The sequence below is a fragment of the Streptomyces incanus genome (assembly GCF_042656345.1).
Classification (GTDB): domain Bacteria; phylum Actinomycetota; class Actinomycetes; order Streptomycetales; family Streptomycetaceae; genus Streptomyces; species Streptomyces incanus.
The window spans coordinates 8,826-32,912 of the sequence record NZ_JBHSPC010000070.1; the positions used below are offsets into that span (position 1 = coordinate 8,826).

Sequence of the window (24,087 nt, forward strand, 5' to 3'; positions counted from 1 at the left end):
ACTCCTGGGGCGTCAGGAAATCACGCGGACACCGAGGTGCACACGGAGGCCAGGGGGCACGTGCCCGGTCAGAGGTTCGCGCCGTGCGCGCGGAGGTACGCGACGGGGTCGATGTCGGAGCCGTACTCGGCGGTGGTGCGGACCTCGAAGTGCAGATGCGCGCCGGTGACGTTGCCGGTGGCGCCGGAGACACCGATCTGCTGCCCCGGGGTGACCTGCCGGCCCACCGAGACACCGACGGACGACAGGTGGCCGTACTGGGTGTACGTGCCGTCGTGCATCTTGATCACGACCTGGTTGCCGTAGGCGCCGCCCCAGCCGGCCTCGACGACGGTGCCCATGCCGACCGAGAGCACGGGGGTGCCGCTTGCGGCGTGGAAGTCGACACCGGTGTGGCTGCCAGAGGACCAGACGGCGCCGCCGGACAGGTAACCGGTCGAGACGTAGGAGCCCGCGATCGGGGACACCAAGGTGGTGAGGCGCTTGCGCTCGGCCTCCCGCGCGGCGCGCTCCTCGGCTTCGCGTGCCCTCTCGGCCTCGTCGGCCGCCCTCTCCCGCGCGGCTTCTTCGGCGGCTTCGCGGGCGGCGGCCTGGGCCGCCTCGCGTGCGGCCTCGTGCTGGGCGGCCGCCTGGGCGTCGACCTGGGCGGCGGCCTCGTCGCCCAGGGTGATCACGGGGGTGAGGCCGGTCTGTTCCGCAGCGGATTCGGCGGCGAGCGCCGGAGCCGTGAGGGAGCCGATGACACCGGTGGTGGTGAGGGCCGCGACGCCCGCCGCCCTGGCGGTGCCGCGGTGCACACGGCTGGGACGACGGTGCTTCCCGGGGGCGCGGGTGAACGCCATGTACAGGGTGGTCCTTTCCTTCCCTCTCGCCTACCGGGTTAGCTGACAGGTTCGGAGCAGGAAGGTCTCCTACGGGCCCCCTCGCGGCACGCGCGGGCGTCCGATTCACCTCAGGGACGGTTGGGTCCCCGGCTCCCCTGGCTCGCGCCGTACGGGGACTCGGCGATGACTGTCCGGTGCCGCGGGTGCGGCGCACTGCCCGACGAACAGACCGCATGACGCTAAGCGGGGCGTGTTTCAATTCCCAAACGAATCCCGGCTTTTGTAGCGCATCCCACAGGGCAGACGGGTATCTCCCGTTCCAATTCGGGCATAAGTGGACCCTGGTGACGTTCCCGTCACCAGGGTCACGCGCGTGTGCGCTTCGCCGGGGGACCGCCGACTGCCTCTCAGTGGTTTCCCGGCCTTTGACGGGCCGCCTACTCGGCGGCCACGACGGTGACTTCGCCGATGCCGAGCGCCTCGACGGGCTCCTTGATCTTCGCCGCGTCACCGACCAGGACGGTCACGAGACGGTCCACCGGGAAGGCGTTCACCACCGCCGCGGTCGCCTCCACGGTGCCGGTGGCGGCGAGCCGCCGGTACAGCTCGGCCTGGTAGTCGTCGGGCAGGTGCTGCTCCACCTGGTCGGCCAGGGTGCCGGCGACGGCTGCGGCGGTCTCGTACTTGAGCGGCGCCACACCCACCAGGTTCTGCACGGCGACGTCGCGCTCGGCGTCGGTGAGGCCCTCGGCGGCGAGGGTGCGCAGCACCGTCCACAGGTCCTGCAGGGCGGGGCCGGTGTTCGGGGTGTCGACGGATCCGCTGATGGCGAGCAGCGACGCGCCGGTGCCGTCCGGGGCGGACCTCAGAACCTGGGCGAACGACCGTACGCCGTAGGTGTAGCCCTTCTCCTCGCGCAGGACGCGGTCCAGCCGGGAGGTGAGGGTGCCGCCGAGGCAGTAGGCGCCGAGCACCTGCGCGGCCCACACACGGTCGTGCCGGTCCGCTCCGACACGGCCGATGAGCAGCTGCGTCTGCACGGCGCCGGGGCGGTCCACGATCACGACCCGGCCGGAGTCGTCGGCGACCACCGGCGGAACGGGCCGCGGCTGGGCGGACGATCCGGTCCAGGCACCGAGGGTGTCGCCGAGCAACTCGTCCAGGTCGGTGCCGGTGAGGTCGCCGACGACCACCGCGGTGGCGGTCGCGGGGCGGACGTGCTTCTCGTGGAAGGCGCGTACGGCCGTCGAGTCGATGCCGGCGACGGTCTCCTCGGTGCCCTGGCGCGGGCGGGACATGCGCGACGTCGCCGGGAACAGCTCCTTGGAGAGTTCCTTGGCCGCGCGGCGGGACGGGTTGGCCAGCTCGTGCGGGATCTCGTCGAGGCGGTTGCGGACGAGACGCTCGATCTCGCTGTCGGCGAACGCGGGTGCCCTGAGGGCGTCGGCGAGCAGCCCGAGCCCCTTGGCGAGCCGTGAGGCCGGCACCTCGAGGCTCAGGCGGATGCCGGGGTGGTCCGCGTAGGCGTCCAGGGTGGCGCCGCAGCGCTCCAGTTCGGCGGCGAACTCCTCGGCGGAATGCTTGTCGGTGCCCTCGGAGAATGCCCGCGCGGTGATCGTGGCAACACCGTCGAGCCCGGCCGGCTCGGCCTCCAGGGGCGCGTCGAGCAGCACCTCGACGGCGACGATCTGCTGGCCGGGGCGGTGGCAGCGCAGCACCGTCAGACCGTTGCCGAGGGCGGTGCGCTCGGGGGCCGGGAAGGCCCAGGGCCGGGCCTCGCCCGCCTGCGGCTGGGGGTGGAAGTCCATCGTGGCGAGCTCGGTCACTTCGCCGCCTCCTCGTTCTCGTCGGTGCCGGCGGCCGCGGCTTCTTCGGTGCCGGCGGCTGCGGCTTCTTCGGACTCCCCGGCCCCGGGGGCAACGGGCTCGTAGACGAGCACCGCGCGGTTGTCGGGACGCAGGCGGGCCTTGGCGACCTCCCGGACGTCCTCGGCGGTCACGTCGAGGATGCGCCCGACGGCGGTGAGGGCGAGCTGCGGGTCGCCGAACAGGACGGCGTACCGGCACAGCTCGTCGGCCCGGCCGGCGACGGTGCTGAGCCGGTCCAGCCACTCGCGCTCCAGCTGCGCCTGGGCGCGCTCCATCTCCTCGGCCGTGGGGCCCTCCTCGGCGAACCGGGCGAGCTCCTCGTCGATCGCGGCCTCGATGACGGGTACCTCCACGTCACCGGACGCCTTCACGTCCAGCCAGCCCAGGGAGGGCGCCCCGGTCAGCCGCAGCAGGCCGAATCCGGCTGCCACGGCCGTACGGTCCCGTCGCACCAGCCGGTTGTAGAGCCGCGAGGACTCACCGCCGCCGAGGACGGTGAGCGCCAGGTCCGCCGCGTCGCTCGCGCGCGTGCCGTCCTCGGGCAGCCGGTAGGCGGCCATCAGCGCACGCGCGGGGACCTCCTCCTCGACGAGCTCACGCAACTCCTCACCGATGATCTCGGGCAGCGAGCCGTCGCGGGGCGCGGGCTTGCCGTCGTGGGACGGGATGGAGCCGAAGTACTTCTCGATCCAGGCGAGCGTCTGCTCCGGGTCGATGTCACCGACGACGGAGAGCACGGCGTTGTTCGGCGCGTAGTACGTGCGGAAGAAGGCGCGGGCGTCCTCCAGGGTGGCCGCGTCCAGGTCCGCCATCGAGCCGATGGGCGTGTGGTGGTACGGGTGGCCCGCCGGGTAGGAGAGGGCGGTCAGCTTCTCGAAAGCCGTGCCGTAGGGGACGTTGTCGTAGCGCTGGCGGCGCTCGTTCTTGACGACGTCCCGCTGGTTCTCCATGGACTCCTCGTCCAGGGCGGCCAGCAGGGAGCCCATGCGGTCGGCCTCGAGCCAGAGGGCGAGTTCCAACTGGTGGGTCGGCATGGTCTCGAAGTAGTTGGTCCGCTCGAAGCTGGTGGTGCCGTTGAGCGAGCCTCCGGCGCCCTGGACCAGTTCGAAGTGACCGTTGCCCTTCACCTGCCCGGACCCCTGGAACATGAGGTGCTCGAAAAGGTGAGCCAGGCCGGTGCGGCCCTTGACTTCGTGACGCGAACCGACGTCGTACCAGAGGCACACCGCCGCGACGGGGGTCAGATGGTCCTCGGAGAGCACCACGCGCAGGCCGTTGGACAGCCGGTGCTCGGTCGCTGTCAGGCCGCCGGTGCCTGCCTGGGCGGTGGCCGTGTGACCCATGGGCATGTACGTCCCTTCGATCGCGGAGGCGGTCGTCGCATCCGCCGTTTGTGCCGGTCCTGCCACTGTATGCAAGCGTGCGGAACACTGGCGAAGTTCCCGGACGGGACCGGGTACGCCGAGAGCGAGAACCGCGGGTACGGATGGGACGGCACGGTACGCACGGGGTTCGTGGGGCGTACGGGACCACGGTACGTACGGAATCACGGGGCGTACGGAATCACGGGGCGTACAAGGTGCGCACCCGGTGCCGGCCCGCCCCGCCGGAGACGCTGGCGGGAGGTGCGCGTAGCCTGCCGGCACCCCGCGCCCCGGCCCCCGACGGAGGGCGGCGGCGGGGGTCATGGTCCCGGTTGTCGGTGCGGCGGTCCACAATGGTCCGCGTCAGATCCCGTCCCACGCTTCAGCAAGGAGCCGGCAGCGATGGCCCGCCGCAGCACGAAGACCCCGCCGCCCGACGACTCGTACGAGGAGCGGATCCTCGACATCGACGTCGTCGACGAGATGCAGGGCTCCTTCCTCGAGTACGCGTACTCGGTCATCTACTCCCGCGCCCTGCCGGACGCGCGCGACGGCATGAAGCCGGTGCACCGCCGCATCGTCTACCAGATGAACGAGATGGGCCTGCGCCCCGACCGCGGCTATGTGAAGTGCGCGCGCGTGGTCGGCGAGGTCATGGGCAAGCTGCACCCCCATGGCGACGCGTCGATCTACGACGCCCTGGTGCGCATGGCGCAGCCCTTCTCGATGCGGGTCCCCCTGGTCGACGGCCACGGCAACTTCGGCTCCCTGGGCAACGACGACCCGCCGGCGGCCATGCGGTACACCGAGAGCCGGATGACCGAGGCCACGAGCCTGATGACCGAGTCCATCGACGAGGACACGGTCGACTTCGCGCCCAACTACGACGGCCAGGAGCAGGAGCCGACGACCCTGCCCGCCGCGTTCCCGAACCTCCTGGTGAACGGTGCGTCGGGCATCGCGGTCGGCATGGCCACCAACATGCCGCCGCACAACCTCCGCGAGGTGATCGCGGCCGCCCGCCACCTGATCCGGTATCCGAACGCGGACCTCGACGCCCTGATGCGCCATGTGCCGGGCCCCGACCTGCCCACCGGCGGCAGGATCGTCGGCCTCCCGGGCATCCGGGACGCGTACGAGAAGGGCCGCGGAACCTTCAAGATCCGCGCGACGGTCACCGTGGAGGAGGTGACCGCCCGCCGCAAGGGCCTGGTCATCACCGAGCTGCCGTTCACGGTGGGCCCGGAGAAGGTGATCGCCAAGATCAAGGATCTGGTCGGTTCGAAGAAGCTCCTGGGCATCGCCGACGTCAAGGACCTCACCGACCGCGCCCACGGTCTGCGTCTGGTCGTCGAGATCAAGAACGGCTTCGTGCCGGAGGCGGTCCTGGAGCAGCTCTACAAGCTGACGCCCATGGAGGAGTCCTTCGGCATCAACAACGTGGCCCTGGTGGACGGCCAGCCGCTCACCCTGGGCCTCAAGGAGCTGCTGGAGGTCTATCTCGACCACCGCTTCAACGTGGTCCGCCGCCGCTCGGAGTTCCGCCGCGGCAAGCGGCGCGACCGTCTGCACCTGGTCGAGGGCCTGCTCACGGCGCTGCTGGACATCGACGAGGTCATCCGTCTGATCCGCTCCAGTGACAACTCCGCGCAGGCGAAGCAGCGTCTGATGGAGCAGTTCTCGCTGAGCGAGATCCAGACCCAGTACATCCTGGACACCCCCCTGCGCCGCCTCACCAGGTTCGACCGCATCGAACTGGAGGCGGAGCAGGAGCGGCTGAACACGGAGATCGAGGAGCTGACCCGCATCCTGGAGTCGGACGCGGAGCTGCGCAAGCTGGTCTCGTCCGAACTGGCAGCGGTGGCCAAGAAGTTCGGTAACGACCGCCGTACGGTCCTGCTGGACGCGTCCGCCACCCCGGTCGTCGCCGTGCCGCTTCAGGTAGCGGACGACCCGTGCCGGGTGCTGCTGTCCGACACGGGCCTGCTCGCCCGTACGGCGGACGCGAAGCCGTTCCCCAAGGGCGCGCACGCCAAGCGGGTCAAGCACGACATGATCCTCTCGGCGGTGCCGGCCACCGCCCGGGGCGAGGTGGGCGTGGTCACCTCGACGGGACGTCTGCTGCGGGTGAACGTCGTCGACCTCCCGCAGCTGCCGGAGTCGATGCCGACCCCGAACCTCTCGGGCGGGGCGCCGGTTTCGGAGTTCGTCCCCCTGGAGGAGGGTGAGCGGGTGATCTGCCTGACGACGCTCGACGAGTCGTCGCCGGGCCTCGCTCTCGGCACGGAACAGGGCGTCGTCAAGCGGGTGGTGCCCGACTATCCCTCCAACAAGGAGGAGCTGGAGGTCATCACCCTCAGGGAGGGCGACCGGATCGTCGGTGCCGTCGAGCTGCGCACGGGCGAGGAGGACCTGGTCTTCATCACCGACGACGCGCAACTGCTGCGCTATCAGGCCTCGCAGGTCCGTCCGCAGGGGCGTCCCGCCGGCGGCATGGCGGGCATCAAGCTCACCGAGGGCGCGAAGGTCATCATCTTCACGGCGGTCGATCCGGGGGCGGACGCGGTGGTGTTCACGGTCGCCGGCTCGCGCGGCACGCTGGACGAATCCGTCCAGACGACGGCCAAGCTGACCCCCTTCGACCAGTTCCCGCGCAAGGGCCGGGCCACCGGCGGGGTGCGCTGCCAGCGGTTCCTCAAAGGCGAGGACTGCCTGTCCCTGGCCTGGGCCGGCCCCACCCCGGCCCGCGCCTCCCAGAAGAACGGGACGCCGGTCGACCTGCCGGAACCCGACCCGCGCCGCGACGGCTCGGGAGTGTCCCTGCCGAAGACGGTGGCGGTGGTGGCGGGGCCGATCTAACCCTGCTGGTCCTCCCGGCCCGGCGGATCCTCCCGGCCCGGGTCGTCGGGCTCCTGTACGTACCGCAGCACGCCCCACATGCCCTGCTCGTCGGCGTGTGGGGCGCCGGGGACGCCGTCGGCGCAGGCCCCCTCCAGCTCCTTGCGGAGGGCGGCGGTGTCGATGCCGGTCCCGATGAGCACCAGCTGCGTGAGCCGCTCCGCACCGGCCGGCCAGGGCTCCGGGTAGAACCGCAGGAACCGCCCGACGGCATGCACGGCGTACCGGTTCCCGGTGTCGTAGGGCCCGAAGTCGACGTATCCCTTGATCCGGTAGAGCCCTTCCGGGCGGCTGTCGAGGAACCGGATGAGCCGCCGAGGATCGAGCGGCACGGCGGAGGCGAAGGACAGGCTGTCGTACCGGGCGTGCAGATGCCCGGCGTGCTCGTCCGCGTCGGGGCCGTGCCGGTGCAGGTCGTCGAAGGAGAGCTGCCCGACGCGCTCCTCACCGGGCCTGCGGTCGAAGAGGAACGTCGGATCGACGCGGCCGTGCGTGGCGGGAACGACGGCGGCCCGGTCGACGAGCGACCGCACGACGTCGAGCACACCGTCCTCGTCCGCCACCCGGTCGAGCTTGTTCACGACGACCAGATCGGCGAGGCCGAGGTGCCGGTCGATCCCGGGGTGCCTGGCCCGGATCTCCCCGAACTCGGCGGCGTCCACGACCTCGACGAGCCCGCCGTACACGATCCGGGGATGTTCGCTGGCGAGCACCATCCGCACGAGTTCCTGCGGCTCGGCGAGACCGCTGGCCTCGATGAGGATGACGTCGATCCCGGCGGACGGCCGCGCCAGCCGCTCGAGATACACGTCCAGCTCACTGCCGTCGACGGCACAGCACAGGCACCCGTTGCCGAGCGAGACGGTCGAGTCGCCGAGCGCTCCGGCCACGGCCATGGCGTCGATCTCGATGGCACCGAAGTCGTTGACGACGGCCCCGATACGGCTGCCGCCGCTGTGATGAAGGAGGTGGTTGAGCAGGGTGGTCTTCCCGGATCCGAGGAATCCGGCCAGGACGACGACCGGAATCTGCCGACCGCTGCTCCACTCCACCGCGCGACCCCTCTCACACCTACGCGTACCCCGGCTCACGCCTCGGCGTACGTCCGGGAATTGACCGACTCCCCAGGATACGAGCGGTGAGAACCATGGCGAAGTGAACGATTGTCAGCAGCATGCGCGGGGCAGACGTTGGACAAGGCGCCGGATTGTGCGACCCTCGCTTCCCTCCGTGCGCCGCCTCTCCGCCTTCCCGTCGAGCAGAGCCGCTCGGCACCCTGGAAGGCGGCAAGCGCCGCCCACCGCTCGCCGGTCCTCCACCGTCGATCCGCGCCCCGACGACCGGCGGAGGGCTGCCTGGGGGAATCGATGATCAGGAACGTTTGGGGTCGCTTACGGCGGATCACACCACGGGCATGCCGCTCGGCACTCAGGAGCAACTCAGGTTAGGCTCACCTCTGTGAGTACGTGCTCAACCGCCTCCCGCGAGCTCGACGAGCCCATCACGGGAACAGCGGCCACCGCGAGGACCTGGCTCCTGCTGGAACAGCCCGGTCCATGGGGCCCCAAGGCGCTCACGTCGAGCCACCTCGACCCGGCGCTGGGCCGCGCCCTGGAAGCCGCCGCGTCGGGCACCGGGGTGCGTATCGCCCTCATCAGGCGCCCCGGACGTCACGCGGACCGCCGGACGCCCGTCACCCGCCAGGTGTACGCGGCCCACACCGTGCCCGGCAGCACATGGCTGCACGCCGCCACGACCACGGACCCGGAGTCCCTGCTCGGCCTCGACTTCGCCGCCCTCGGCAGGGGACACAGCGGCTCCTTCGCCACGGCACTCGGCGGGCGGCCGTACGAGGGCGACCCGCTCGCCCTCGTCTGCACCAACGGCAGGCGCGACCGCTGCTGCGCGCTCCTCGGCCGGCCCCTGGCGGCCGAGCTCGCCGCCTCCGGCGTCGAGGGCGTCTGGGAGGTCACTCACCTGGGCGGACACCGCTTCTCGCCCACGGTGCTCGTGCTGCCCCACGGCTACGCGTACGGCAGGGCCGAGGCACATACCGTCCAGGAGGCGCTGCACGGCGCGCAGGAGGGCCGGATCGTTGTGGAGGGGTGCCGCGGGAGCTCCGCCTGGGAGCGCCCCGGCCAGGCGGCCGAGCTGGCCGTGCGCACCTCGGTGGGCGAGTACGCCGCCGAGGCGCTGACCGTCGTACGGACGGACGGCGCGGCCCCGCGCTGGGAGGTGCTCGTCGCGCACACCGACGGGCGCCGCTGGCGGGTGGAGGTGGCCCAGGGGTCGTCCCTGCCGCCCCGCGCGGAAAGCTGCGGGTCGGTGCTGGGCTCGCCCGCGCGGATGGACGTGGTGGCGATCCGCGAGGTGACCATGGCGGCGCTCGCGAGCTGACCGGCCGCGCGCGATCCCTCGCGGGCACCGGCTCCTCCTCGCGTGTGCGAGGCGGCACACGGCACGGCCGGGGCACTCGGCCCGCCAAAGACGCTGCTCCGGGCTGGATCCGATGCTCCTGGACCACTGTCCGCCCGACCGGACGGGGCTCGCGGTCGTCCAGGGGAGCGCCGAGCGCACGGGGGTGAGCCGCCAGAGCGCCCCGCACTGCCCGAAGCTTCCGGAGCGCACGGGCCGGGCCACACTGACCCTGAAGTACGGCGACGACCCTGAAGTACGGCGACGCGGGCCGACCGGAACACCGTTACGTGTCGGCGGCCCGCACCTGAACGTCGTCGCACGGCCCACGCCACACGACCCGAGTCACACGACCCGAGTCACACGGCCCCCGCGCCCGTCAGCGACCGCACCTCGGCCTCCGCGTGCTTGGCCTCGTCGGGGACCTCTGCCGAGGTGACCGTGCCGAGCCAGCCGGCGAGGAAGCCGAGCGGGATGGAGACCAGGCCGGGGTTCTGGAGCGGGAAGAGGTGGAAGTCGACACCGGGGAGCAGGGATTTCGGGTTGCCGGAGACCACCGGGGACAGCATGACCAGCACCATGGCCGGGATCAGCCCGCCGTAGACGGCCCACACGGCGCCCCTGGTGGTGAATCCGCGCCAGAACAGGGAGTAGAGCAGCACGGGCAGGTTGGCGGAGGCGGCCACGGCGAAGGCCAGCCCGACGAGGAAGGCGACATTGAGATCCCGGGCCAGCAGGCCGAGCGCGATCGCCAGCACGCCGATACCGAGCGCGGCCACCCGGGCCACGGCCACCTCGCTGCGCGGCTTTCCACCGCGGCGCCGCAGGGACGCGTACAGGTCGTGGGCGACGGACGCCGACGAGGCGAGCGTGATCCCGGCGACGACGGCGAGGATCGTGGCGAAGGCGACCGCGGCGACGATCGCGAACAGCACCGTTCCACCGGTGGAGCCGGCGCCGCCGCCGAGGTCGAGCGCCAGCAGCGGAACCGCCGTGTTCCCGGCCGCGTTGGACCCGCGCACGGCATCCGGTCCGACGACGGCGGCGGCACCGAACCCGAGCACGATCGTCATCAGGTAGAACCCGCCGATGAGCCCGATCGACCAGACGACCGAGCGCCGGGCCGCCCGCGCGGTCGGGACGGTGTAGAAGCGGGACAGGATGTGCGGCAGTCCGGCCGTGCCCAGCACCAGCGCGAGCCCCAGGCTCATGAAGTCGAACCGGGACGTCCAGTCCCCGCCGTAGGCGAGTCCGGGGGCCAGGAACGCCTCCCCGTGACCGCTGCGCTCGGCAGCCGTGAGCAGCAGCCGGTTGAAGTCGCCGTGGAACCGCAGCAGGACGAGGACGGTCAGCGCGATGGTGCCGCCGAGCAACAGGACCGCCTTGACGATCTGGATCCAGGTGGTGGCCCGCATCCCTCCCATCGACACGTAGATCACCATGAGCGCCCCGACGCCGACGACGGTCCAGGCCTGCGCCGCCTCGCTCCGGCCGCCGAGCAGCAGCGCGACCAGGCTGCCCGCACCCACCATCTGCGCCACCAGGTACAGCACGGACACGGTGACCGACGACGTTCCCGCGGCGATGCGGACGGGCCGCTCCCGCATCCGGGCCGCCACCACGTCGGCGAGGGTGAACCGGCCGCAGTTGCGCACCAGTTCCGCGACCAGGAGCAGCACCACGAGCCAGGCCACCAGGAAGCCCACCGAGTACAGCATCCCGTCGTAGCCGAAGAGGGCGATCAGTCCGGAGATGCCGAGGAAGGAGGCGGCGGACATGTAGTCGCCCGCGATGGCAAAACCATTCTCCATCGGCGAGAAGAGCCGGCCGCCGGCGTAGAACTCCTCGGCCGAGCCCTGCCGTCGGCGGCTCACCCAGGTGGTGATCCCCAGAGTGACCGCGACGAACGCGCTGAACAGCAGCAGTGCCAGTGCCTGGTGATCGACCGTCATGAGGCACCGTCCCGGCCGCGCGCCAACTCCTGTGTGTCCCAGCGCAGTTCCAGCGCCGCCCGGTCCCTGCGCAGTCGCGCGTGCCGTGCGTAGGCCCAGGTGAGCAGGAACGTGGTCAGGAACTGACCGAGCCCGGCGAGCATCCCCACGTTCACGGCGCCGGCCACTGGCTGCGCCATCAGGTCCGGCGCGGTGGTGGCGGTCACGACGTACGCCACGTACCAGGCGCAGAAGACGACGACCGCCGGGACCACGAACCTCCGGTAGCGGCTGCGCACTTCCTGGAAGGCGGCGCTGCGCTGGACCTGGAGGTACACGTCTGCCACTGCCACGGCGCCTTCCCGCCCGCGCGCGGCCGGTACGACCGCGGCCTGCGCCGGCGGTGTCCGCACCGCCGTGGGTGCTCCGGTGCCCTTGCCTGTGCCCTCGCCCCAGCCCGAGGCCAGGGCGTCGTACCAGGGGTCGTCGTAGCTCACGACGCCGGACGGTCCGCCGGGGGGCGGGACATGGCCGCCGACGAGCTGTCCGGGAGAGCTTTCCCCGGGAGGTGCGGAGCGTCTTTCGGCATATCCGGCGGGACTCTCGGGACCGCCTCCGCCCGGGTGGGGGCGGCCATCGCTTTGCTGCATGCCCAAGGATGGACAGAACGGGAAGATCCCCGGCTCTTCTTCCCGTTCTGCTTCACTCCATCAGGTGACCGCGGGGCCCCCTACGCGTCGATCACACGGCGGTCACGCGTCGATGCGCGACCGGTCCAGTGTCGCCGCCGAGCTGGAGATGAACTCCTTGCGCGGAGCGACGTCGTTGCCCATGAGCAGATCGAAGACCTGCTCGGCGGCCTCCAGATCGGTGAGGTTGATCCGGCGCAGGGTGCGGTGGCGCGGGTCCATGGTCGTCTCGGCCAGCTGGTCGGCGTCCATCTCGCCGAGGCCCTTGTAGCGCTGGATCGAGTCCTTGTAGCGGATGTTCCCGGTCTGGAACTCCATCAGCTTGTCGCGCAGCTCACGGTCCGAGTACGTGTACACGTACTTGTCCTGCCCCTTCTTGGGCTGGACGAGCTCGATACGGTGCAGCGGCGGCACCGCGGCGAACACCCGGCCGGACTCGACCATGGGCCGCATGTAGCGGTGGAACAGCGTCAGGAGCAGGGTGCGGATGTGGGAGCCGTCCACATCGGCGTCGGTCATCATGATGATCTTGCCGTAGCGAGCCGCATCAATATCGAACGTCCGTCCGGACCCGGCCCCTATGACCTGGATGATCGCCCCGCACTCCGCGTTCTTCAGCATGTCCGTCACGGACGACTTCTGAACGTTGAGGATCTTGCCCCGGATCGGCAGCAGCGCCTGGAACTCTGAGTTCCGCGCGAGCTTCGCCGTACCGAGTGCGGAGTCCCCCTCGACGATGAACAGCTCGCTGCGCTCGACGTCGTCGCTGCGGCAGTCGGCCAGCTTGGCGGGCAGCGAGGAGGACTCCAGGGCCGTCTTGCGGCGCTGAGCGTCCTTGTGCTGACGGGCGGCGATGCGGGTCCGGGCCGCGGCGACCGCCTTCTCCAGGACCACACGGGCCTGCTGGGCGGCGTCGCGCTTGGTGGAGGTCAGGAAGGCCTTGAGTTCCCGGGAGATCACGGTGTTGACGATGCGGCGGGCCGCCGAGGTGCCGAGGACCTCCTTGGTCTGGCCCTCGAACTGCGGCTCGGCCAGGCGGACGGTGACGACCGCCGTGAGGCCCTCCAGGGCGTCGTCCTTGACCACGTCGTCCTCGGCCACGCGCAGCATCTTCTTCGTGCGCAGCACCTCGTTCACCGTCTTGGCGACGGCCTGCTCGAAGCCGGCGACATGGGTGCCCCCCTTGGGGGTGGCGATGATGTTGACGAACGACCGGAGCGTCGTGTCGTAGCCGGTCCCCCAGCGCATCGCGACGTCGACGCCGAGCTCGCGGGTCACCTCGGTGGGTGTCATCTGTCCGTACTCGTCCAGGACCGGGACCGTCTCCTTGAAGGTGCCCTGCCCCGTGAAGCGGAGGGTGTCGCAGACGGCCTTGTCGGTGGCCAGGAACTCGCAGAACTCGCTGATGCCGCCGTCGAAGCGGAAGGACTCCTCGCCCTTGCTGCCACCGTCGCCGAGCCCGAGCTCGTCACGGACGACGATGGTCAGTCCGGGCACCAGGAACGCGGTCTGGCGGGCGCGCTGGTGCAGGTTCTCCAGGGACGGCTTGGCGTCCTTGAGGAAGATCTGGCGGTCGGCCCAGTAGCGCACACGCGTGCCGCTGCGGGTCTTCGGGATCTTCTTGGCCCTGCGCAGTCCGCTTCCGGCCTCGAACTTCGCGTCGGGACCCAGGGCGGCGAAGGCGCCGGGGACGCCGCGGCGGAAGCTGATCGCGTGGGTGTGCCCACCGCGGTCCACCTCGACGTCCAGCCGCGCGGAGAGCGCGTTGACGACGGACGCGCCGACGCCGTGCAGTCCGCCGGAGGCGGCGTACGAACCACCGCCGAACTTGCCGCCGGCGTGCAGCTTGGTCATGACGACCTCGACACCGGAGAGGCCGGTCTTGGGCTCCACGTCGACCGGGATACCGCGGCCGTTGTCCCGGACCTCCACCGAGCCGTCGTCGTGGAGGATCACATCGATGTGGTCGCAGTGGCCCCCGAGGGCCTCGTCTACCGAGTTGTCGATGATCTCCCAGAGGCAGTGCATCAGACCGCGGCTGTCGGTTGATCCGATGTACATCCCGGGGCGCTTCCGCACGGCCTCGAGCCCCTCGAGGACGAGCAGGTGCCGCGCGGTGTAGTTGGAACCGTCCCGGTCTGCTCCTGCCAGCAGCGCTGTGGACGGCACGGACGTCTCGGCGGTCACGCGGTTCGCTCCTCGCTGAATTTCAGATGGGGCCCTCATGGGTAAGGGCGCGTCACTTGTCACCGGTGAGAGAGTACCGAGGCCTGGTAGAGCCGTTGTCACGCCACCCTCGCCTGAAACCTAGACTAGTCGAGAGTCGCATGTCTGTTCGATCCCTCGATGGAGTGAAGCACACATCACGTTCCCTTCCAGGCATGAACCATTTAGGCTCCGGGCACGTCCTCAAGAACAACCGGCAACCAGCCGGGAGGGCCGACCACCACCGATCCGACGCGAATCCGTACGACGACACAGACACGTGATACGGCACATTCGCCGCCAACCGGCAACACCCAGCCGCCTCGGAAAGATTTTTTCGAGAAGAAGCCACGAGCGGGAACGTTTTGGGGCTGGTTGGATGTTGACCCTGGTACGACAGCTCGTCGAGCTAGAGAAGAGGCGACGTGACTACTGTTCTGACCCCCGCGAGCCCCATGACGGCCGCCGACCGCTGCGACCGCTGCGGCGCCCAGGCATATCTGCGCGTCGTCCTGCTGAGCGGCGGAGAACTGCTCTTCTGCGCCCACCACGGCCGCAAGTTCGAGCCGGAACTCAAGAAGATCGCCGCCGAGATACAGGACGAGACTCAGCGGCTGACCTCCCCGTCGGCCCCTGCCGCCGAGGAAGAGCGCTGATCACGGGGACACGCTGACATCTCGCGCACGACGACGAGCCAGACCGGCACAGGCCGGCGGGAGAGGCGGTTGCCTCCACTGCGGAGACAGCCGTCTCTTTCTCGTGCGCTCTCACTCCTGGGCCTTCGGTCCCTGGAGAGGCCCTGGAGCGGCCCGGGAGAGGCCCGGGAACCTGCTCAGGGCCCGCCGGGCGCCTTTCTGGTCTGTCGGGCCGGAGCCCCGTCGAGCGTTCGCATGACATCGGACACGCGCGTGTAGACCCCGGGAGTGTCCGCCCAGCCGCATCCGCTGCCCCAGGACACCAGGCCGATCAGTCGCCCCTGGGCCACCAGTGGGCCGCCGCTGTCCCCCTGGCAGGCGTCTGGCCCGCCGGCCTGCTCACCGGCGCACAGCATGGTCCCGGCGCGGTACGTGCCCTCATTGCCGCCCGGATAGGCGTCCTCGCACAGGGTGTCGCGCAACACATGCACCCGCGCCGCGTGCAGGCTGCCGGCGTAGGTTCCTGAGCCCGTGGTGTCCCCCCAGCCGTAGACGGTCGCGGGGGTGTCGGCACGGTACCCGGGGTCGCCTGTGCCGGCCATGTCGATCACCGAGCCGGAGGGCAGCGGTGCGGCCAGGGTGAGCACGGCGAAGTCGCCGGAGTTGCTGAGCGGGTCGTAGCCCGGATTCACCCAGGTCTCGCGCACCTCTATCTCTTCGCCCTGACCCGAGAGCAGATCCGTACGGCCCGAGATCACTCTGAGGTCGGGCACCCGCTCCGGTGGCGCTCCCAGGACCTCCTCGTTCATGCAGTGGGCGGCGGTGAGCACCGTGGTCCGGCCGACGGCCACACCCCCGCAGAACTGTCCCGCCCTGGTACCCCCGAACCGGTCACGGCTGGACAGCGCCACGGTCCACGGACTCTGGGCCACATCGACCGGGAACCCGCCGACGACGATGCGGTCCGCGACCGCCGGAGCCGCGGGAGCGGCCGCTGCCAGCGGTATCGCGGTCGTGGCGGCGGCGAGGACCAGTGGCCGGGCCAGGACCCGGGCTAGGCGACGACGCATGCGCCCTCCTCACACTGAGGCGTTGACAGGACACCCAGAGTGATCCACCCCGTCGCGCCCCGCACCCGCGGAGCAGCACCGAGGCCCGGCCCCGCGAAGGGGACCGGGCCTCGGTTCGGCCTTGTGGGACTGTCGTGATCGCCGTCCTAGTCGAGGTAGTCGCGCAGGACCTGGGAGCGCGACGGGTGACGCAGCTTCGACATGGTCTTGGACTCGATCTGGCGGATGCGCTCGCGCGTAACGCCGTACACCTTGCCGATCTCGTCGAGGGTCTTCGGCTGACCGTCGGTGAGACCGAAGCGCATGGAGACGACGCCCGCCTCGCGCTCGGACAAGGTGTCCAGGACGGAGTGCAGCTGCTCCTGCAGAAGCGTGAAGCTGACCGCGTCGGCCGGGACGACCGCCTCGGAGTCCTCGATGAGGTCACCGAACTCGCTGTCGCCGTCCTCGCCCAGCGGGGTGTGCAGGGAGATGGGCTCGCGACCGTACTTCTGGACCTCGATGACCTTTTCCGGGGTCATGTCGAGTTCCTTGGCCAGCTCCTCCGGGGTGGGCTCGCGGCCCAGGTCCTGGAGCATCTGGCGCTGCACACGCGCGAGCTTGTTGATGACCTCGACCATGTGCACCGGGATGCGGATGGTGCGGGCCTGGTCGGCCATCGCGCGGGTGATCGCCTGACGGATCCACCAGGTGGCGTAGGTGGAGAACTTGTAGCCCTTGGTGTAGTCGAACTTCTCCACCGCACGGATCAGACCGAGGTTGCCCTCCTGGATGAGGTCCAGGAAGAGCATGCCGCGTCCGGTGTAGCGCTTGGCCAGGGAGACCACCAGACGGAGGTTGGCCTCCAGGAGGTGGTTCTTGGCGCGGCGCCCGTCCTCGGCGATGATCTCCAGCTCGCGCTTGAGCTTCGGCGCCAGCTTGTCGGAGTTGGCCAGCTTGTCCTCGGCGAACAGACCGGCTTCGATCCGCTTGGCGAGTTCGACCTCCTGCTCGGCGTTGAGCAGGGGCACCTTGCCGATCTGCTTGAGGTAGTCCTTGACCGGGTCGGCGGTGGCACCGGCGGCGGCCACCTGCTGGGCGGGCGCGTCGTCCTCGTCCTCGTCGGAGAGGACGAAACCGGCGTTCTCCGTGCCCTCCGGCTCGTCCGTCGCCTTGGTCTCCTCGACGGCCTCTTCGTCCGTGGCCTCGGGGTCGTCCTTCTTGGCCGCGGTCTTCTTGGCGGCCGTCTTCTTCACCGCGGTCTTCTTGGCGGCCGTCTTCTTCGCGGTGGTCTTCTTGGCAGCCGCCTTCTTGGCGGGTGCCTCCTCCTCGGCGGCTGCGTCGGGTGCGGCCGGTGTGGCGCTGGCGCTGGCCTTCCGGGTGGTCGTCGCCTTCGCCGCGACCGTCCTGGTCGCGGTGCGCTTGGCGGGACTCTTCGCTGCGACGCTCTTTCGGGTGCGCTTGGGCTCCGCGGCACTGACCATCAGCGTCACACCCTCTTCCTCGAGGATCTGGTTGAGGCTGCGCAGTACGTTCTTCCACTGAGTGGCCGGAATCTGGTCAGCTTCGAAGGCCCGACGCACGTCATCGCCGGCGATCTGCCCCTCAGCCTTTCCCTGCTCGATGAGCGCCATGACAGAGACGGATTCGGCGATCTCCGGCGGGAGCGTACGGGATGTGCTGGCCGACACGAACAACCTCTCGGGACGTTGAGAAAACGGCTTCCGGCCCCGTCCACGACGGACAGGAGCCGACCGCCGGCTTGGGGATGGGCCGACGATGCGGGCGGGGGCCGGGGAGTTCCACAGCGCCGTGAACGGCGTCCGTATTCCCTCCGCGACTGCCACCTCTTAGGTCATCGCGTTCTTTCCAGGAGCGTTACGCCCAATCCACGTGGCCCGAGTCACACCCCGTAAGTGTCCACAATCGATCAGATCGGCACAAATAAGGTCACTCGGGGGTGACAGCGGCATCATGCCGGACGTTACGGCCCCTTCATCACTGTAGGACCCCGCGGGATCGAAGGCGATCCCGCGGGGTCCTACAGCGGGCGGCTCACCGGTCGAGGATGCCACAGGAGGGGGATGGCAGGCCGGGCCGTCCGCGGAACGCGGTCGGCGCTAGCGCGGGCCGGGCACCACTCGCTCGACCTCGGGGTGGATCATCAGCAACTGACGCATGGCCGCCTCGGCCGCCGCGCCGTCGCCGCCGGCGAGCGCGTCGACGATCCGGCCGTGGTGCGTGAGCGACGCTTCGTTCGGCCGCTCACAGCCCGCGACCGGCCCGCCCGAGACCTGCAGCGCGGCGGACACGATCCCGGAAAGATGCTCCAGCATGCGGTTGCCGGCGATCTGAGTCAGCAGCGAATGGAATTCGGAGTCGGCGCGGGCGAAGGTCAACGCGTCCCCCTGCCCCATGGCGTGCCCCATGATCTCCACCATGTCGGACAGACGCTGCTGGACGTCCTCGCGCCCGTGCCCGGCGGCGAGCCGGGCGGCCAGCGGCTCGATCGTCCAGCGCAGCTCGCTGAGCTCACGGCGCTGGTCGTCGCGCTGCGGTCCGAAGGCCCTCCACTCGATGATGTCCTGGTCGAGCAGATTCCAGTCGCTGACCGGGCGCACGCGCGTGCCGACATTGGGCCGGGCGCTGACCAGACCCTTGGCCTCCAGGACACGGAGCGACTCGCGGACGACGGTGCGGGAGACCTCGAAGCGCTGGCCGATCTCCTCGGGAACCAGGGGCCGGTCGGCGCCCAGATCGCCCGAAACGATCATCTGACCCAGCTGCTGGACGAGTTGGCCGTGCAGCCCGCGGCCGCGGTTGCCCGCGCTGCGGCGGCCCCCACGGCCCAGCTCGGGATCGGCGTCCCAGACAGGGGGCCCGACACGGCCGCCGACGGGCGCGTCGGCATAGGGGTAGCGGTCGAGTTCGCCCGGACCCGCGAGGCCGGAGTCTGCGGAGCGGGCGGTGGTCATCATGGTGTGCGCAAGGGTACTCACGCATCTTTTGTCGGCGCGGCTCCCAACCCCCTTGAGGAGTTTGGTGAAAAGCACACGAAAGGGTGATCGCTCACCCCGTCGCAATTGACGCCTTATCGGAAAGAAGCGGGCTTCCTCCGGGGAGTTGCAGGCATGGACGGACCGATCGAGACACCGTCGGTCATCATAGGGTCCTGTTCCGCAAAGATGTGAGCAGATACGCGCAGAGCAGCACCACGAGGGACAACGCCAGCGCGCCACCCACCGGTTGGGCGATCATCCGTAGCGCCCCCTCCAGATACCGTTCGCCCCCGAAGGACCGGAGCGGGAGTACCTCACGCATCCGCAGGGGCGCCCCGGCCGCGGTCCGTACCGACGGCCCGTCCGTCAGCTTGCCCACGAGGGGCACGACGAGGAGCGGAACGGCGACGACCGCGGCGAGACCGGCGGTGGTGGACCGGAAGATCCCTGCGGCCAGCACCCCCACCCAGGCGCACCCGGTCACGAGTCCGAGCCAACTCGCTCCGAGCGGAAACCAGTCGGCGGGGACCTCGACGAGCTCCCGCCCGTAGACGAGATGGAGCAGCTCGGCATCGCACCCGATCGTCAGGACGGCCAGCACGAGCGCGATGACCGAGGCCACGAGGAGTTTGGCGGTGAGCAGCCCCAGCCGCCGGGGCACACCGCCCCGGTCCGCCGCCAGGGCGGGGTAGCGGAACTCGTCGCCGAAGGCCAGCGCCCCGAGCAGCCCCGCCCCGATCGCCACGGGCGGCAGGGGCAACTCCCTGGGCCACGCGGCCAGCAGGCGCGGTTGCGGGGTATGTCCGGTCCGGGCCAGCAGTACGGCGGTGAGCGCGGACACCGCGAGCACGGCCGCCCCGACGAGAAACCCGGTCCCGACGCCGGTGACCCTGCGGACCTCGTAGCGCAGCGGGTGGAGGGGACGGAGGGCGGGGCGAATGGAGATGGGAGGCGGCAGCCCGGTCGAGGACTCGGACTCCAGGACCCGGGTCTCACCTCCGGCGCGGGGGCCGGCCGGCGGGCGGTCGGCGGGACGGGAGTCCAGGGGGCCGTCGGGACGTCCGGCGTCGGGGGTGGTGGCGGTGGACGACGGCGCGGTGGGCGGCGTTCCCCCGCCCGAGGCAGTCGGCCCCTCGGTGCGGGACGCACCCGCGCCGGGCCCCATGTCCCCGATCTCGTCGGCGAGTTGGTGGACGACGATGCCGTGCCGGAAGGCGGTCTCGCCGATGTCCGCGCAGGTACTGCCGTAGACGGAGATACGGTTGCCGCCGTCCTCGGCCACCTCCACGGAACGCCGGGCGGTACGGGCCTCCTTGGTGAGCAGCGCCGAGAGCCGGGCGGCATGCGGTGTGCGGACGGCGACACGGGGGCGCAGCCGGGTGCGCGAGAAGTCCGCGGCCGGCTGATCGGCGACGAGCCGGCCCTGATCGAGGGTGACCACCCGGTCCGCGGTGCGCGCCGCTTCCTTGGGGTCGGCCGTGGTGCTCAGGACGGTGCCGCCCTGCGCCGCGTAGGCCCGGAGCATGCCGTGCAGCCAGCGGTTCTCACCGATGGAGAGCCCGCGCGCGGGTTCGTCGAGCACGAGGGTATGCGGGTTCGCCAACAGTGCGCAGGCGAGCCCGAGTCGTCGGTCCATGCCTCGGGAAAGTGTGCCGAGGCGCTTCTCCCGCAGGCTCACGAGCCCGACGGCTTCAAGAACTTCGTCCCCGCGACGCACCGGAACTCCCGCCGCGGCACACAGCATGCGGACGTGCCCGCGCACGGTGCGTGCGGGGTGGCCCGGCACATCACCCAACAGTACGCCGACTTCGCGGGACGGATGGCCGATGTCATGCAGCGGACGGCCTCTGAAGTAGGTGATGCCACGGCCCGGTTGAAGTCCGAGCATGAGCCCGAGCGCTGTCGTCTTGCCCGCGCCCGGCGCTCCGAGCAGCATCGTGACGCAACCTGCGTGCGCCTCGAAGGAGACGTCGTCAACGGCGGGCGGTAGCTCTTTGCGCGGGTTGCTGGTCAGTCCGATGGCCTGGATCACCCGAAGCAAGATAGCGCGCCATATAGGATTTTTCGGTCACCGCAAGGCCTGTAGACCACGGGGAATTCAGTCGCACGGGATCCATGTCCGCGACCCGCACTTGCCAGGGCCGGACGCCTCTTCCGCAGCCTCCGCGTCACCACCCGCTCCCGCCGCTCAGGCCGGCGTTCTCACACCTCGGGGCGCAGCATCGGCGGATTGAGCAGGGTGGCTCCGCCGGCCCGGAAGAGCTGAGCGGGACGGCCGCCCTGCCGGGTGGTCGTGCCACCCGTCGGCACCAAAAAGCCCGGTGTGCCCGTCACCTTGCGGTGGAAGTTGCGCGGATCCAAGGCCACACCCCACACGGCCTCGTAGACACGGCGCAGCTCGCCGACGGTGAACTCGGGCGGGCAGAAAGCCGTGGCCAGCGACGAGTACTCGATCTTGGAGCGGGCGCGCTCCACCCCGTCCGCCAGGATCTGCGCGTGGTCGAAGGCGAGCGGCGCCACCGGCTCGCCGTCCCTGCCGCAGTCCGCCTGTTGCAGCAGTTCCCCGACCTGGGCCCAGCGCGCGTTGCTGGCGTCGCCGCCCGCCCTGGGCGCGGGCAGGTCGGGGGCGAGGGCGAGGTGTGCGACGCTGACGACCCGCATCCGCGGGTCGCGCTGGGGATCGCCGTAGGTGGCGAGCTGTTCCAGGTGCGCGCCACCGGCCCGGGCGGGGGCTACGGGGTCGTGCACGCGCAGCCCGGTCTCCTCCGCCAGTTCGCGTGCCGCCGCCTGTGCCAGGTCCTCGTCGGCCCGGACGAATCCGCCGGGAAGCGCCCAGCGTCCCTGAAACGGCGGTTCGCCCCTGCGTACCGCCAGCGCACACAGGGCATGGCGGCGCACGGTCAGCACGACCAGGTCCACGGTGACGGCAAAGGGCGGAAAGGCTGACGGGTCGTAGGGCATGCGGCGATCATAGTCGTCTGCCTGACGATAAACACTCTCTTCGCCGACGGCATCGACGGCTGATCCGCTTCGGTCCGGCACCGCTCCCGGCACGGGGGTCCGGTGGCCGGCGCATCCCGCGATGCGGAACCGCTGCGGTGCTCTTCCTCACCAGTTCCCTCCCCCTTGGCCCCTTGGCCCTTGGCCCCTTGGCCCTTGCCCCCTCGGCCCTGCCGTCCCTTCTCCCCTTCCGTCTCCTTGCCCTCGGTCGGCCACGGTCATCTCACTTGCGGGGCGAGCCCTGGGGAGAGCGGCGCCCCGGCCCTCGCCGCTCCCTTCGCCCAGCCGGCAGCCGCCTCTCCTCCCGCCCGGTCACTCCTCTCCGGCGCTGCCCCGGCTCCGGATCTGTGGACGTCCCCGACGCGAGGCAGCGCGACGACGGCGTGCGGCACCCGGCCCCTCGATGCCAGGACGCACGCCGCCCGGACCCGTACCGCCCACCGCCGTACGGGGATGCGGAATCCGCACGTTCGGGCGGCTGCCGTCCGTCCGCCCCCGGCGCGGGAGCGTCTCCCGCTCCATGGCAGCCCCGGGCCCGAAGGGTGTGGCCTCCCCCGCCGCACCGGGCTCCGCGTCAACGGACTCCCCGTCCCGCGGATCTTCGCTGTCCGGATCCTCGTGGCCCGCCTCGCTGCCCACACCGGTGGCCGGCCCCTCGCCGTCCGCCTTCCCGTGGCCGTCGCGTTCCGCGCGCAGGCAGCGGCGGATCGATTCCGGGTCGAGGCCCTCGTTGCAGGCCTGGTGCAGCAGGCGGGCGAAGAGATAGTCGGGATCGGCGCCCAGGGCCATGGCGAGTGCTTCCCTGGCCTCCAGCTCGTCGCCGGTGGACCAGGCGACCCAGCCGGCGAGCGTCAGGGGGGCCGCGGCGTGTTCGCCGTACGATCCGACGCAGCGGCGGGCCAGTGCCCGCCACAGGCGAAGTGCGGGGCCTGCCTCCTCGCCCTCCATCCACTCCGCCGCCCGGTCCCGGGTCGTGCGGTCCTGCAGGCCGAGGATCAGTGTGGCGGCCTCGTCGTGCCGGAGCAGTTCGTCGTCGCGCAGGTCCGCGGGGAGCATGCCGGACACGGAGGGGGCGCCGGCCAGCCGGTCCATGATGCGCGCGGCCAGTTCCCGTGTCTGCCGGGCGACCTCGTTCCGTCCCGCCGCGTCGAGGATCTTGGGGACCAGCGTCCGGTGGGCGGCGTCCAGGGCGGCTTCCTGTTCGAGGGCGGCGGCGTTCTCCCACGGGAGGAACCTCGCCCGCAGTTCGCGCAGCGTGCCCCGGACCTGAAGTCCGGCGTAGGTCGCGGCGGCGGCCAGCACCGAGGTGCCCGGCAGCCCCATCGGCGTGCCGACCGCGGGACAGCACCCCTCGTCGTCGCAGCAGTACGACCAGAAGCGGCCGCCCGAGAGGCACAGGGCCTCCACCACGGGGACGTCGAGAGCACCGCATTCCAGGCGCAGCGCGTGAGCGAGCGGGCCCAGCCGCTCCTTGACCTGCCGGCCGGGCTCGCCCTCCCCCGGTTCCTGACAGAGGAAGACGACCATCTGCTCGGGCTTGGCGCCTCGGCGCTCGCTGCCCGTGACCAGCCCCTGGGCCAGCTGCCGGGCGGCGGCGGGCCAGTCGTCCCGGTTCGCGGGGATGCCGAGCCTGGCCCGGCCGCCGAACCTGCCCCGTCCGTCCTTGTCGTACAGGGCGACCAGGACGATGCTGTCCTCGGGGTGGTAGCCGAGCAGATAGGGCAGGGCGTCGGCGAGTTCGGCGGGCGTGCGCAGTGTGACCTGCTGTTCGCCGCCATGGCTGCCGTAGGCGGTGCAGGCGATACCCTTCGCACGCCCTGCGTGCGTGCCCGTGCCCTGGTGCGTCCTCGGCCCCGGGATTTCGGCGCCGCGGGCGATGTCGTCGCGTCCCAAAAGGCCGGCGTGCTCGTCCCGCTCCCGGCCGGTGGTGTCACCGTTTTCGGGGGATCCGTTCGTTTCGTTGCTGTTCGTCATGGCAGGACGATTTCGCGGATCGGGAGATTCTGCTCACCCTGTGGACAACTCTGACCAGGAACACGTCACGCGCCTCGCCTGACCTGCACTTTCGCTTCCACTGCGATGCGATTGCCACATGATGTCCGCACTCTCGTCCTCTCGTGTCGGCACCCGACCGTCCGCCGTCCTGTGGTGCGGAACTCATGGAGCACACGACAACGCGGCTCTCCGAACGGCCGCTGACGCCGTCCTCG

The 24,087-nt window shown here is 70.9% G+C and carries 16 protein-coding genes and 1 riboswitch; of the genes, 3 read left to right on the plus strand and 13 right to left on the minus strand.

Annotated features, from left to right (window positions below; translation table 11 throughout):
- Window positions 1-68: 68 nt before the first annotated feature.
- The 3 genes from ACFP2V_RS21885 to ACFP2V_RS21895 form a co-directional block, all read right to left on the minus strand.
- Window positions 69-842, minus strand: coding sequence for a M23 family metallopeptidase (locus ACFP2V_RS21885; protein WP_381215016.1), 774 nt, complete (start codon window positions 840-842; stop codon window positions 69-71).
- 12 nt (window positions 843-854) lie between these two features.
- A riboswitch (cyclic di-AMP (ydaO/yuaA leader) is annotated at window positions 855-1,017 on the minus strand.
- 244 nt (window positions 1,018-1,261) lie between these two features.
- Window positions 1,262-2,650, minus strand: coding sequence for a M16 family metallopeptidase (locus tag ACFP2V_RS21890; RefSeq protein WP_381215018.1), 1,389 nt, complete (start codon window positions 2,648-2,650; stop codon window positions 1,262-1,264).
- Complete coding sequence (locus tag ACFP2V_RS21895; protein ID WP_381215021.1) at window positions 2,647-4,041, minus strand: M16 family metallopeptidase; 1,395 nt, start codon at window positions 4,039-4,041, stop codon at window positions 2,647-2,649. Before ACFP2V_RS21895 ends, ACFP2V_RS21890 begins: the two co-directional genes overlap by 4 nt.
- A 417-nt stretch (window positions 4,042-4,458) precedes the next feature.
- Here ACFP2V_RS21895 and ACFP2V_RS21900 point away from each other — a divergent pair, with 417 nt between their 5' ends.
- Window positions 4,459-6,915: a DNA gyrase/topoisomerase IV subunit A gene (locus tag ACFP2V_RS21900; protein ID WP_381215024.1), complete on the plus strand. Its 2,457-nt coding sequence runs from the start codon at window positions 4,459-4,461 to the stop codon at window positions 6,913-6,915.
- Here ACFP2V_RS21900 and ACFP2V_RS21905 read toward each other — a convergent pair.
- The gene (locus ACFP2V_RS21905; protein ID WP_381215026.1) at window positions 6,912-8,006 is read right to left on the minus strand and encodes a CobW family GTP-binding protein; all 1,095 of its coding nucleotides are present in this window, start codon (window positions 8,004-8,006) and stop codon (window positions 6,912-6,914) included. The genes ACFP2V_RS21900 and ACFP2V_RS21905 overlap by 4 nt on opposite strands.
- A 406-nt stretch (window positions 8,007-8,412) precedes the next feature.
- Between ACFP2V_RS21905 and ACFP2V_RS21910 the strand changes: the two genes are divergently transcribed.
- Window positions 8,413-9,351, plus strand: coding sequence for a sucrase ferredoxin (locus ACFP2V_RS21910; RefSeq protein ID WP_381215030.1), 939 nt, complete (start codon window positions 8,413-8,415; stop codon window positions 9,349-9,351).
- Between the two features lie 377 nt (window positions 9,352-9,728).
- Here the strand turns inward: ACFP2V_RS21910 and ACFP2V_RS21915 are convergent, their stop codons facing one another.
- The 3 genes from ACFP2V_RS21915 to ACFP2V_RS21925 all read right to left on the minus strand — a co-directional run bounded on the left by ACFP2V_RS21915 (window position 9,729) and on the right by ACFP2V_RS21925 (window position 14,176).
- Window positions 9,729-11,321, minus strand: a complete 1,593-nt coding sequence (locus tag ACFP2V_RS21915; RefSeq protein WP_381215033.1) for a solute symporter family protein — start codon at window positions 11,319-11,321, stop codon at window positions 9,729-9,731.
- Window positions 11,318-11,950: a DUF485 domain-containing protein gene (locus ACFP2V_RS21920; RefSeq protein WP_381215035.1), complete on the minus strand. Its 633-nt coding sequence runs from the start codon at window positions 11,948-11,950 to the stop codon at window positions 11,318-11,320. The genes ACFP2V_RS21915 and ACFP2V_RS21920 overlap by 4 nt, the downstream gene beginning before the upstream one ends.
- A 102-nt stretch (window positions 11,951-12,052) precedes the next feature.
- Window positions 12,053-14,176 (minus strand): DNA gyrase/topoisomerase IV subunit B, encoded by a 2,124-nt coding sequence (locus tag ACFP2V_RS21925; RefSeq protein WP_381215038.1) that lies wholly within the window; start codon window positions 14,174-14,176, stop codon window positions 12,053-12,055.
- A gap of 443 nt (window positions 14,177-14,619) precedes the next feature.
- Between ACFP2V_RS21925 and ACFP2V_RS21930 the strand changes: the two genes are divergently transcribed.
- Window positions 14,620-14,850 carry a DUF7455 domain-containing protein gene (locus ACFP2V_RS21930; RefSeq protein ID WP_381215041.1) on the plus strand — a complete coding sequence of 77 codons (231 nt, stop codon included), beginning with the start codon at window positions 14,620-14,622 and terminating at the stop codon, window positions 14,848-14,850.
- Window positions 14,851-15,026: 176 nt separating this feature from the next.
- Here ACFP2V_RS21930 and ACFP2V_RS21935 read toward each other — a convergent pair whose 3' ends face one another.
- From ACFP2V_RS21935 to ACFP2V_RS21960, 6 genes are all read right to left on the minus strand, one after another.
- Window positions 15,027-15,899 (minus strand): S1 family peptidase, encoded by an 873-nt coding sequence (locus ACFP2V_RS21935; RefSeq protein WP_381215043.1) that lies wholly within the window; start codon window positions 15,897-15,899, stop codon window positions 15,027-15,029.
- A 146-nt stretch (window positions 15,900-16,045) separates the two neighbouring features.
- A complete protein-coding gene (locus ACFP2V_RS21940; protein ID WP_381215046.1) occupies window positions 16,046-17,569 on the minus strand; it encodes an RNA polymerase sigma factor in 1,524 nt (507 codons plus the stop codon).
- 429 nt (window positions 17,570-17,998) lie between these two features.
- On the minus strand, window positions 17,999-18,877 hold the full coding sequence (locus ACFP2V_RS21945) for a FadR/GntR family transcriptional regulator (protein WP_381215049.1): 879 nt from the start codon (window positions 18,875-18,877) through the stop codon (window positions 17,999-18,001).
- Between the two features lie 163 nt (window positions 18,878-19,040).
- Window positions 19,041-20,909 (minus strand): ABC transporter ATP-binding protein, encoded by a 1,869-nt coding sequence (locus ACFP2V_RS21950; RefSeq protein ID WP_381215052.1) that lies wholly within the window; start codon window positions 20,907-20,909, stop codon window positions 19,041-19,043.
- 170 nt (window positions 20,910-21,079) lie between these two features.
- On the minus strand, window positions 21,080-21,838 hold the full coding sequence (locus ACFP2V_RS21955) for an NUDIX hydrolase (protein WP_381215055.1): 759 nt from the start codon (window positions 21,836-21,838) through the stop codon (window positions 21,080-21,082).
- A gap of 351 nt (window positions 21,839-22,189) precedes the next feature.
- On the minus strand, window positions 22,190-23,851 hold the full coding sequence (locus tag ACFP2V_RS21960; RefSeq protein WP_381215058.1) for a DUF4192 domain-containing protein: 1,662 nt from the start codon (window positions 23,849-23,851) through the stop codon (window positions 22,190-22,192).
- Between the last annotated feature and the right edge of the window lie 236 nt (window positions 23,852-24,087).

Bases quoted from the DNA above. Each gene is read 5' to 3' on its own strand.
- ACFP2V_RS21915 (WP_381215033.1), bottom strand. From the start codon at position 11,321: ATGACGGTCGATCACCAGGCACTGGCACTGCTGCTGTTCAGCGCGTTC.
- ACFP2V_RS21885 (WP_381215016.1), bottom strand. From the start codon at position 842: ATGGCGTTCACCCGCGCCCCCGGGAAGCACCGTCGTCCCAGCCGTGTG.
- ACFP2V_RS21960 (WP_381215058.1), bottom strand. From the start codon at position 23,851: ATGACGAACAGCAACGAAACGAACGGATCCCCCGAAAACGGTGACACC.
- ACFP2V_RS21920 (WP_381215035.1), bottom strand. From the start codon at position 11,950: ATGCAGCAAAGCGATGGCCGCCCCCACCCGGGCGGAGGCGGTCCCGAG.
- ACFP2V_RS21895 (WP_381215021.1), bottom strand. From the start codon at position 4,041: ATGCCCATGGGTCACACGGCCACCGCCCAGGCAGGCACCGGCGGCCTG.
- ACFP2V_RS21955 (WP_381215055.1), bottom strand. From the start codon at position 21,838: ATGCCCTACGACCCGTCAGCCTTTCCGCCCTTTGCCGTCACCGTGGAC.
- ACFP2V_RS21935 (WP_381215043.1), bottom strand. From the start codon at position 15,899: ATGCGTCGTCGCCTAGCCCGGGTCCTGGCCCGGCCACTGGTCCTCGCC.
- ACFP2V_RS21900 (WP_381215024.1), top strand. From the start codon at position 4,459: ATGGCCCGCCGCAGCACGAAGACCCCGCCGCCCGACGACTCGTACGAG.